The sequence below is a fragment of the Akkermansia sp. 54_46 genome (assembly GCF_001917295.1).
GTDB classification, from domain to species: domain Bacteria; phylum Verrucomicrobiota; class Verrucomicrobiia; order Verrucomicrobiales; family Akkermansiaceae; genus Akkermansia; species Akkermansia muciniphila.
Map to the genome: position 1 here is coordinate 22,758 of NZ_MNUD01000023.1, position 10,932 is coordinate 33,689.

At 62.0% G+C, this 10,932-nt stretch carries 6 protein-coding genes; 3 read left to right on the forward strand and 3 right to left on the reverse strand.

Features of this window, described 5'->3' with window-relative positions; genetic code table 11:
• Positions 1 to 180: 180 nt before the first annotated feature.
• The 3 genes from BHW66_RS03735 to BHW66_RS03745 form a co-directional block, all read right to left on the reverse strand.
• Complete coding sequence (locus BHW66_RS03735) at positions 181 to 1,626, reverse strand: Gfo/Idh/MocA family oxidoreductase (protein WP_102732753.1); 1,446 nt, start codon at positions 1,624 to 1,626, stop codon at positions 181 to 183.
• Positions 1,627 to 2,118: 492 nt separating this feature from the next.
• Positions 2,119 to 2,727, reverse strand: coding sequence for a hypothetical protein (locus tag BHW66_RS03740; protein WP_022196858.1), 609 nt, complete (start codon positions 2,725 to 2,727; stop codon positions 2,119 to 2,121).
• A 233-nt stretch (positions 2,728 to 2,960) separates the two neighbouring features.
• Positions 2,961 to 4,028 (reverse strand): tyrosine-type recombinase/integrase, encoded by a 1,068-nt coding sequence (locus tag BHW66_RS03745; protein ID WP_022196857.1) that lies wholly within the window; start codon positions 4,026 to 4,028, stop codon positions 2,961 to 2,963.
• Between the two features lie 295 nt (positions 4,029 to 4,323).
• Here BHW66_RS03745 and BHW66_RS03750 point away from each other — a divergent pair, with 295 nt between their 5' ends.
• From BHW66_RS03750 to BHW66_RS03760, 3 genes are read left to right on the forward strand one after another with little or no spacing between them, the layout of a single operon-like run.
• Entirely contained in the window at positions 4,324 to 7,419 is a 3,096-nt protein-coding gene (locus tag BHW66_RS03750; protein ID WP_286688912.1) for a DUF499 domain-containing protein, read from the forward strand.
• Positions 7,412 to 7,987 carry a DUF3780 domain-containing protein gene (locus tag BHW66_RS03755; protein WP_286688913.1) on the forward strand — a complete coding sequence of 192 codons (576 nt, stop codon included), beginning with the start codon at positions 7,412 to 7,414 and terminating at the stop codon, positions 7,985 to 7,987. The genes BHW66_RS03750 and BHW66_RS03755 overlap by 8 nt, the downstream gene beginning before the upstream one ends.
• Positions 7,988 to 8,026: 39 nt before the next feature.
• A complete protein-coding gene (locus BHW66_RS03760) occupies positions 8,027 to 10,918 on the forward strand; it encodes a DUF1156 domain-containing protein (RefSeq protein WP_286688914.1) in 2,892 nt (963 codons plus the stop codon).
• The last annotated feature ends 14 nt before the right edge of the window (positions 10,919 to 10,932 follow it).

The following is a 10,932-nucleotide window of genomic DNA, read 5'->3' on the forward strand; positions in this document are numbered from 1 at the left end:
TTTCCGGACAAGTGAAACGCGTGCAGCGTCTTTCAACTTCTGGAATAGGATGTCGTTGACGCAATAAAAAACAGGCCGCCTGCAAGCTGGGCCTGTTTTTTTGCAAAGAGGGCATTGGCCCCGGCCCGGAAGCCCGCCGTGGAGGCGGAAAAGCTCCGGGCCGGGGAAAGTCGCCGGTTGTTACTGGACGATGCCCAGCGGAGCAGTCGTTTTCCAGTCTCCGCGGGTGAAGTCCGGGAATACCTGGGGCATGCCGCCCTGGGCCACGGAGTATTCGGAAAGCTCGGAGACGGAGGACCAGAAGGCTCCTTCATAAACGTTCTGGTCCATCGGTTCGCCATTGCGGAGGCATTCGATGATGCGGAAGAGCATCACGAAGTCCATGCCGCCGTGACCGCCCATCTTCAGGGCCAGCGGCCCGATTCTCTTCCAGAGCGGGTGGTCGTACTTTTCAAAAATGGGGGCCAGTTTTTCTTTGCCTTCAATCCATTCATGATAATTTCCGTTGCCCAGTTTTTCGCCGGCTACGCGGGTCGGGAAGCCGGCCAGGGTGCCCAGGGTGCCCTGGATAAGGTTCAGGCGGGAGTAGGGGCGCGGACTTGTTTCATCCCATTCCACCAGGACGGTGCGGCCCATGGTGGTCTTGATGATGGAAGTATTCATATCGCCGCAGGCAAAGTCCAGCTTGTTCCACTTGTGGTCCGCCGGGAAATTTTTCCTGGCGTACGCGGCGCGGCCCAGGGCCGGGCTGGAGAAGGAGACGAGCCTGCCGAAGCAGTCGTCCTTGCGGGCCAGATTCATGTACTGGGCAATGGGGCCGAGGCCGTGCGTGGGATACACGTTGCCGTTGCGCTTGGCGTAGTGATAGGTTCTCCAGGAACCGGTGCCGCGTTCCACCTGCTTCATCTGTCCGCGCAGTTCATGGATGTAGGCGGCTTCTCCGTACAGCAGATCGCCAATGACGCCCTGGCGCACCATGTTCAAGTACATGAGTTCTTCACGTCCGTAGTTGACGTTTTCCATCATCATGCAGTGCTTCCTGGTTTCTTCGGAGGTATCCACGATTTCCCAGAGTTCCTTGATGGAGACGGCCATAGGCACTTCCACAAAGGCGTGGGCGCCCATCTTCATCACGTCGCAGGTAACACGGCAGTGCCATTCCCAGCTGGGGCAGACGATGACGGCGTCCGGCTTGACTTCCTTCATCATGCGCTTGTAGTCTTCCGGTCCTTTCGTGAAAATGGGGGGGCGCTTGCCCGTCTTCTTTTCCACGACGTCCGCACTGCGCTTGGCCCAGTCTTCATACAGGTCGCAAATGCCGACAATTTCCGCACCTTCTATAACGGCCATCTGGCCCACGTGCATGGAACCGCGTTCACCCACGCCGACAAAGGCCACACGCACCTTGTCCAGCTTGGGAGCCCTGAAGCCGCCCATGTAGATGGCGCCGGGCTTGCGCGGGGGCCACGTGGTCATGGGGCCGATGTTATTCGGGTCCGGAATGGTGATTTTCCTGGGAGCCAGGGGGGCTACTTCCTGGGCGTTGGCAAAGGAACCGGCAGCAAGGGCGCCAGTGGCCAGGCCCAGGGTCTGAAGGAAACGACGGCGTGATGATGAATTATCCATGGATGGTAATTGTATGAAGGATTTGAATCCCTAGTCTGCCATAAATACTGAGGCTTGAGAAGCTTTCTTTCACAGATGATGAAAAAATGCATTCCTCTGTAAAAACGGAATATCCCTGATTCCTGAAGAGAATCAGGAGGGTATGCCGCCGCCTTTTGAAAATCCCGGATATGAAAAAGCCCCGGTCCTGCCGCAGCGCGGGAAGGACGGGGCCTGTAAGGGCATCATCCGGTTGTGCCGATGTTGCATGCCGTTGCTTGGGAATAAAGCAGGGGAGCGGGCGTATCGCCGCTCCGCGTTCCGAAGGATCGGCCCTGCATCGGAGGACATCCGGAGGGTGTTGTTTGTTGCCGCCGGCGCTGGCTGCCGTTTCCGTTCCCGGAGAAGGGGAAGATCATTCCGTTTCCTGCGGCTTCTATTCAGGGGACCCTGGCAGGGGGCCGCGTGCCGTGGAATCGGGATTATCTTCCCGATCATCCGTAGATGGTCCGGTTATTGCGCCATGCCGGCGGCGGGAAGTTTTGGCGCCGCAAGCCTGGCATAGGCTTCATTCAGAGCCTTGCCCAGCCTGGGGCGGAAAGCGGTGGTGGCAGGCAGCTGGGTGCCTTCCATGCCGCAGGAGCGGAGGATGTCCGGGATGGACGGGGCCAGAGTGCGCTTCATGATGTTCGTACAGTCTTCCAGGTCCACTCCGTATTTTTCCTCCATCAGGTTCTTGATGCGGTCCGCCATCTTTCTCATCCTCTCAATCTGTTTTCTGGACATGATAGGCTGGATGATTTCATTCGGGTCGGGGACGTAGCCAGTCAGCATTCCAATGGCCCGTTTCAGATCTTCCGGCAATTCCGTTACATTGCCGCTATTAAGGACCTGAGCCAGAACCTGATAACTGCTGGTGGCGTTTTCGTCGTAATCATGAATGCCCGAGGCCAGCGCCACGCCTGCGATGCTCTGCACGTAGCGGGCTACTTCCGGGGAATAATTTCCTTCCACGAAGGTGGAGGGAACGTCATCCGCGTAAGCCTGCATGGCGGCCTGGCAGGCGAGGGAACCGACGGTGCCCGCGCATAGTGTCCTGATGATGAACGAGGTTATTTTCATGATTGAAACTCCGGTTGAAGCTTCCCGACTGGAACGGTCCGGCGAACCGTTTGCAGCAAGTGAGACCGCGCTGACTTCAATTCCGTTCAAAAGTTTTTTGAATGATTAAAATCATGTTTCCGCGCTTTCCGGACCGTTTAAAAGTTGTTGAATAAGGAGCAGGGAGAATGCGTCCGTTTCGCCGGTTCCGGTTATTGACGGGAAATGGAAAAACCGGCGGGAAAAATTTCAGCTCAGCCAAAAAAGCCGTTCTGGTTGATGTTGAGGCTCCTGCGTTCATACTGGCGTTCCCTGCCTTTCCAGAAGAGAGCCGCGTGTTTTCGTCCGATGGAATCCATGTTCATATACCGCGTTCGCAGCTGTCTTCCGTCCCGGTGGCCCATTTCCCATTGAAGAGCGGTATAATCCCGAAAGGCCGCAGCGTGATAGCTGGCGAAGGTATGGCGCAATATGTCCTGCGCCCAAGGGTGGTTTTTGTTCCAGCCCGCCCGTACGCGCACCTCTCTCCATTTCCTTTCCCAGCCTTTCGGGCAAATGAAGGTATCCGGCGGAACGCGCCGGAATGAGCGCAGGAAGCGCAGGGCCACCGGCTGCAGGGTTACCAGCCGGGAGCCTCCCGTTTTGCTGTGCGTTGACGGAATGATCAGTTCCCCATTCTCCAGGCGGAGATGCCGGAACCTTAATCTTCTGACCTCCTGTGGGCGCACTCCCGCGTACAGCATGAGCACGGCCGCCGGCAGGCACGCGCCGTCATATTCCTTTTGTGCGGTTCTGATCAGTCGGCCGCATTCTTCCGGCATCAGGACGGGGATTTTTTTTTCAATGACGGCCGGGGCGAACGTGCCCTCCACGGGGTTTCCTCCTGCCCAGCCCCGGCGGCAGGCAAACGCGCAGATGCCGTGCAGAATCACTCTGGCTTTCCGCATTCCGCCCGGTGTCGGGAAGCGTGACAGGATGGCCCGGCAGTCTTCCGTACGCAGGCTTCTCATCATTTTCCCCTGCAAGGCAGGCCATTCCCTCATCATGCGCGCGCTCACGGAACGTATTTCTCCCAGGGTGCGCGGTCGCCGGTGCGCTCTGGCCTTCAGAGATTCCTCCACGCATGTCTTAAAAGAAACCGTTCTTTTCATCTCCCTCCAGGCCTGAATTCCCAGTTCCACGCATTGTTGCCTTCCCCTGGTTCCTCTTGCCGCTCTGCGGAGCATTTGGGTTGTCAGCATCAACTCCGCGGGGGAAAGGCGCGTTTTTCTTATCCATTGTATCAAAAGCGTTTCTTCTTCCGTCAAGTGCATCTTGTTCATGGATGTAGCATAAGCAACGGATTCCCTATCCGTCGTCAATCCTAAAATGTTGTCTTATTATTATATTGATAATGAATGTTTTATGTTTTGATGAATTTGTCGTCCCACTTCGTGTAAGAGAAAGAAGTCTCCTTTCTGGGCATTTAATAAATGCCTCTTGGCGATTTTGGGCGTAAAAATCAGAGATGAAATATGTTGTTGAGACGCTAGATGTCAGAATTTCAGATTCATGAACATCTATAATTATTTGGAAAGTCGCTCGATTGACGGATAGGGAATCAGCTAGTTTCAAACGGTGAAGAGCATCAAGGAGCTGTGTGAATTGAGGGATGGCGCTTTGGAGGTCAGAGTAGGGGAACAGATTGAGAATTTGGAAGAAGACATACGCGGGACGGACGGGAGAGCTTTTTTTGCCGGAACGTACGTGACGCGCGGGCTGGAAGAGCTGGTACGCAAGGCGGTTGCCCGTCTGGCGGGCCAATCCTCCTGCGCCGGGGTAGTTCTGAAGCAGGCGCTGGGGGGCGGCAAGACGCATTTGATGAAATGCGCGGCTCTTCTGGCGGCGGATCCGGAGTTGAGGCGGGAGGTGATGCCGGGCGTGCCGCATATCAATGACTTTGGCGCCGCCCGGGTGGCGGCGTTCAACGGGAGAAACCGGCCGCCGGGCTTTTTCTGGGGAGAAATCGCGCGGCAGCTGGGCCTTCCGAATGCTTTTACGACGCTGGAAGCTCCGGACTCCGGCGCCTGGAAAAATCTGTTCCGCCGGGCGGGAGGCCCCCTGCTGGTGATGCTGGATGAAATGCCGCCGTACTTTGAATATTACGCCACGCAGCCCTCCGGGAACGGCACCGTGGCGGACATCATTTCCAACGCGTACACCAACATGCTGGTGGCGGCGCGGGAAACGGGGCAGGCGTTCATGATCGTCTCCACGCTGGAAGGGGCGCATGCCCGCGGTTCCCGTTTCATGAACCATGCCCTGCGGGATGCCGTTAATGACGGGGAGAGGCGCATGCTGGATTCCGTCACGCCCGTGGAGCTGGAGGGGAATGAGATTTACGGAATTCTGCGCAGGCGCCTGTTCCGGTCCCTGCCTCCGGAGGAAGTCATTGCCGGAGTGGCGGAAGACTTCCGCCGCAGTCTGGAAGAAGGGGTGAAAGCCGGCGTGCTGGATGCCGCCGCCCTGCAGGACGCGGATTCCATCAGGCAGACGTATCCCTTCCATCCCAGTTTTTCCAAAATCGCGGCGCTGTTCAAGGATAATGAGGGCTTCCAGCAAACGCGGGGCCTGCTGGAGCTGGCCTCCCGCCTGCTCAAATCCATCTGGCAGGGCAGTTCCGGGGACGCGTGCCTGGCGGGCGCCCAGCACTTTGACCCCTCCCTGGCGGATGTCCGGGACAAGTTCCGGGATATTGCCAGATTGGACGGCGCCCTGGCGCGCGACATCTGGAATGAGCAGGGGGACGCCTTCGCGCAGGAGCTGGACCGCAGGAACGGCCATGCCTGCGCCACCCGGGCGGCCATGATGCTGATGATGAGCAGCCTGGCGGAAAACGCCGGGGCGGAAACGGTGCGCGGCCTGGCTCCCCGGGAACTGTTCCGTTACGTGACGGCGCCCGGCGCGGCGGTAGCCCCGTTCCGGGAAGCTCTTGAGGAGCTGCGCGGCCGCGCGTGGTACCTGCATGAGGAAGACGGGCGGCTTTATTTTGACCGCAATGAGAACCTGACCAGCAAACTGGCCAGTTACGCGCGGAACGCTCCGGCCGCCCGCATCCGGGAACTGCTTCGCGAACGGCTTCTGGAAACTTTCGCGCCGGCGGAAAAGCTGGCTTACGCCTCCGTCCTCTGTTTTGAGGCTCCGGACAGGGTGCGCGCCGCCCTGGCGCGCGAGCGCGTGCTGTACATCGCCATGCCGGGGGACGCGCCCACGCCGGAGGCCTGCATGCGTGCCCTGGGGGATTTCCCGGAAAAGAACAACCTGCTGCTCCTCTACGGCTCCCGCGGCATGGGGAATCTGGATGAAGCCGCCCGCCGCGTGTACGCCGCCCGCCGCGCCGCCCAGACTATGGGGAACGGGCATCCCCAGTACGCGGAACTGCAGGAACGCCTGAACAATGACGAACACAGCTGGAACGCCGCCGTCCTGGCCACGTTTGACTCCCTTCATTATTTCCATGGCTCCCGTTTCACGGTGAAAAAACTGGATACCTCCGGGAAAGACAACGGGGAAATCCGCGTCAGAAAGGCGTTGGAGGCCCCCCCCATCAGGCTGTACGCGGATGTGGAAGCCCATGCGGACATGCTCTGTTCCCGGGCGGAAGCCTGCCTGTTCAATCCGGACTCTCCCGTAATTGCCGTTACGGAATTGCGTTCCCGCCTCAAAACGGTGACGGAAATGCCGCTGCTCCCCGTCGGCCCTCAGGGGCTGGATGAGTTGAAACGGCAGGCCTTCCGGCGAGAACGCTGGGAAGACCTGGGCAACGGCTCCATCACCCGCGAGCCGCGCCCCCGCCGCGCTTCCCTGCGGTGGACGCGGGAATACGGTCCGGATGACAGCGGGCTGGTTCGTCTGGCGGTGGATCCCGTGGACGGAGGCCCCTGTCCGGAAATCCATTACGAGGAAGACGGCGCCGTGACGGAGGAGAGCCCCTGCCTGACGTCCGACAGGCTGGAAACCCGCGCCCTGCGGGTGGAATTCCTGGTCAAAGACCCCACGGGCAAATTTGAGACGGGGGACCCCCAATGCTGGCGGAATGAATTGCGCCTGCGCGTCAACCGCAGGCCGGGAACGGGGCTGGCGGAACTGCTGCTGGCTCCCGCGCGCCCGGATATTCCCATCCGCTATACGCTGGACGGCAGCAATCCCAGAGACGGCCTCCTTTATGAAGGCCCGCTGGAGGTAGGCGCCGGGGAGGTCCGGATTGAGGCCTTCGCGGAGCATGAGGGGCTGGAAACCAGAGAAAGCTTTACGCTGCCGGCGGAACGGAAGGGGGGGGCGGTCAGCGATCCCATGGCCGTTTTGAGCCCGGACGCTCCGGCGCGCCTGGATGCCGCCGGGGGGTATAAAAGCCCCGGCGTCAGCGCGGCGAAGGCGCTGGACGTGGCGGAGGAGTGCGGCGTCACCTTCCGGGAGGCGCAGCTGCTCTTCGGGTCCGGGGAGCAGAGCGTCCAGTTGAAGCTGGGGAGGCTGGAGATACCGGCGGGCCGCCTGAAGGGCCTGGCGGCCGCCATCCTCGCGCCTGGAGACGGCGGTAAAACCCTTCTTCCGGATTCCGCCGGCATGGAATTGAGATTCAAGACCTGTCTGGCTCCTGCTGCCCGGGAGCTGGAACGCTTTCTGAAAAATGCCGCCATTGCTTATCAACCTGAAGAATTGAGACAGGATGCCTGAATGGATTGACTTTGGCGCGCCGGCGGCATGCGGCGCTCACCGTTTCCGGTTGGAAATTCCCCAGGCTTCCCGCGCGGCGGTTGCCCTGTATGAGGACATGGGCTTTGCCGGTGACGGCAGCCGCCCGGAGGGCGCCCTGCTGAGGGCGCGGGTGAAGCGTTCCTGCTGGTCCGCCGTCAGCGAGCTGGTGATGCGGGAGTTCAATGAGCGCCTGCAGGCCGGGAAGCAGCTGCCCGGCAGGTGGCGTACGGGCGGCGTGTGGCTGGAACGCATGCTGGGCCGGGAGCTGTGCGTGTTGTGTTGGGCGCTGGAACACGCCGCCTCCGGCGCGGAGGCGCTGCGCATGGCCAACGCGTGGCAGGGGTTCCGCCCGGAGGAGCGGCTGTGGCTGTTCGGCAGAACGGCTCGTTTCGCGCCCTTGGCGGACGACTGTCAGCGCGGCTGGCGCAGGGCGCTGGCGCTGATGATGGGAGAGGCCGCTCCCTCCGCGCGCCTCAGGCGGCGGGAGGGCGCCGCCGGGCGTGGCGGGGAAGAAGGCGCGCAGATTTTTTTGAAGCTTGAATCTTAATTGTTTGTATCTTTATCACCTGAACCTGAATTCATCCTTATGATTGCTCCCTTCAGTTTACAGCATGCCCCCTCCCTGATGGAGGTGATTTTTCCCGTGCAGCGTTTGTCTGCGGAAGTGTTTAAAGAAAGACAGGCAGTAAGAGGGCAGACGTTGACTTCTTTGGGAAGTTACTGGAAGGGGCGCAAGCCGCTCATCCTGAACAAGGCATGCGTGCTGGGGACGCTGCTGCCCGCCACAGGGGACGATGTGGGGGACCTGCGCCTGTTTGAGCGCCTGATGGGGATGGACCCGCAGGCGCTGCAGGCGCGCCTGCGGGCCGCGCTGCCCCGTTCCCGCGCGCCTCAGGCGGCGGAAATGGCGGAGCGTTACCGGCGCGGGGAACTCAGCTACGCGGATCTGGTACGGGAGGCCAAACGGCCGGAGGAAATGGGGGAGGGGTTCTGGGAGGGCGTCTGGGATGAGGTGAACGCCCGCCTGGGGACGGAGGCACGCTCCTTCCCGGAGCTGGTGGAGCAGCTGGGCGTGGCGCGCTATGGCCGCCGCCCCCGCATGGCGGATCCCTTCAGCGGCAGCGGGCAGATCCCCTTTGAGGCGGCGCGGCTGGGCTGTGACGCGCGCGCGGCGGACCTGAACCCCGTGGCCTGCCTGCTGAGCTGGGGCGCTTTTCATGTGGCGGGCTGCTCCGAGGCGGACGCCGCGCGGCAGGAGAAGGCGCGCCGTGAGCTGGCGCGCGCGCTGGCGCGGGAGATGGACGCCCTGGGCGTGGAGCGGGACGGCCGCGGCTGGCGCGGCCGGGCCTACCTGTATTGCCTGGAGGTGCGCTGCCCCCAGTCCGGCTGGATGGTGCCCGTGCTGCCCACGCTGGTGATCAGCGAGGGGCGCCGGGTGGTGGCGCGGCTGGTTCCGGACCCCGTCCGCAAGCGGTATGACATTTCCATTGAGTACGTGGACGCGGCCCGATGGCCGGAGGAGAAGAAACGGGCGGAGGCGCAGGGCACCCTGCCCAGGGCGGGGAACGGAACGCTGGTTCATTCCCCGGACGGAATTACCGCGTACCGCACCCGGATGAGCACCATCCGCGGGGATTACAGGGATGAACAGGGGAACAACCGCAACCGCCTGCGCCCGTGGGAAAAGGAGGACATCGTCCCCCGCCCGGAGGACATCCTGCAGGAGCGGCTCTACTGCGTGCAGTGGATCCGGGAGACGGAGGAAGCCGGACGGGCGGAATCCCAATTCCGGGCCGTGACGGAGGCGGATCTGGAACGGGAACGCCGGGTGACGGAGTACGTCCGCGCCCATCTGGCGGACTGGGAGGCGGCAGGCCTGCTGCCGGACATGAAGATTGAGGCTGGATATAATACAAATCAACCGATGCGTGAACGCGGCTGGACGCACTGGCGGCATTTGTTTAATCCGCGCCAGTTGCTTGCGGGGGCCATCCTGCGGCGGCATATGACGGCGGAGACGGCTCCCTTCGTGATGAACGCGTTGAACTGGAATGCCCGTTTAAGCGTTTGGAATAAGGCATCGGCGGCGGGTGGTGGTGGTATTGTTCAAAATGTTTTTTACAACCAGGCGCTGAACACGCAGAACAATTACGGCTGCCGGGGAAGCGCGTATCTGGGAAATGTGGTGGAGGGGAGAATGAGCCCCTGTCCGCTGCCGGAGGGGGTTGCGGCGGAGGTGCTCAACCGCCCCGCGGAACAGTGGGAGGAGGAATATGATTTCTGCGTCACGGATCCGCCCTACGGGGATGCCGTGAATTATGAGGAAATTTATGAATTCTTCATCGCGTGGATGCGGCGGAACCCGCCGGAGGAATTCCGGGGCTGGGTCTGGGATTCCCGCCGCGCGCTGGCGGTGAAAGGAACGGGAGAAGGGTTCCGGAAAGGGATGGTCCGGGCGTTCCGCCGGCTGGCGGAACACATGAGTTCCGGCGGTTCCATCACGCTGATGTTCACGCACAAGAGCGGAGAGCTGTGGGGGGAACTGGCCTGGATCATCTGGGCGGCGGGGCTGCGGGTGACCGCCTCCTGGTATGTGGTGACGGAGACGGACTGCGCCTTGCGCACCGGGGCGAACGTGACGGGGACGGTGCTGCTGACGCTGCGGCGCGCCGCCGGGGAACATCGGGCCTGGCGGGATGAGCTGGAATATGAGCTGCAGGAAGAAGTGCGCGCCCAGGTGGAGCGCATGAACGGGCAGAACAGCCGCCTGGCGGGGGAGGAAAGCGGCGGCCTGTACCAGCCGGTGGATTTCCAGATGGCGGCTTATACGGCAGCCATGCGCGTGCTGACGGGCTGTGACGTCATTGACGGCGTGGAGATGCGGCGTGAGGCGGAAGCGCCCGGCGTCCGCGCGGTGGCCATGGTGGATGCGTTGATCCGCTACGCGCAGGATGTGGCGGAGGAATTGCTGCGCCCTGCCGGGCTGCCAGCCGCGCTGGAACGCGGCTGGAACATGCTGAACGCCGCGGAGCGCTTTTACCTGAAGACGGCCGCCCTGGAACGGGAAGGCTCCCAAAAGCTGGACATGTACACCAACATGGCGCGCGCGCTGCGCGTGGCGGGCCATGAACGCCTGATGAGCGCGGAATCCCGCGCCAATAACGCCCGCCTGAAGCTGTCAGATGAACTGGGTAGCGGTGACCGCGACCCGGAGGATGAATGGGGCGGCTCCCCCCTGCGCGCCCTGTTGAACGCCATGCGCCTGCTGCGGCAGGGGGAAGAGGCGGAACAGGTTCTGGCGGCGCTGGCGGAAGACTGCCGCGGCCGTTACGCCCTGCTGCGGGAGACGCTGGCGGGCATGGCGGAGTTCCTGGCGCGGACGCGCGGCGGCAGGGCGGACAAAGGCGCGTTTACCCCGCAAAAGGAGGCGGAATGCGCCCGCGTGCTGGCGGAGGCGCTGCGCGCGCACCGGGCCTGACGGGGGAGGGAAAA

Coding starts and splice junctions, on each gene's coding strand:
- BHW66_RS03735 (WP_102732753.1), bottom strand. CDS start 1,626: ATGGATAATTCATCATCACGCCGTCGTTTCCTTCAGACCCTGGGCCTG.
- BHW66_RS03740 (WP_022196858.1), bottom strand. CDS start 2,727: ATGAAAATAACCTCGTTCATCATCAGGACACTATGCGCGGGCACCGTC.
- BHW66_RS03745 (WP_022196857.1), bottom strand. CDS start 4,028: ATGAACAAGATGCACTTGACGGAAGAAGAAACGCTTTTGATACAATGG.
- BHW66_RS03755 (WP_286688913.1), top strand. CDS start 7,412: ATGCCTGAATGGATTGACTTTGGCGCGCCGGCGGCATGCGGCGCTCAC.
- BHW66_RS03760 (WP_286688914.1), top strand. CDS start 8,027: ATGATTGCTCCCTTCAGTTTACAGCATGCCCCCTCCCTGATGGAGGTG.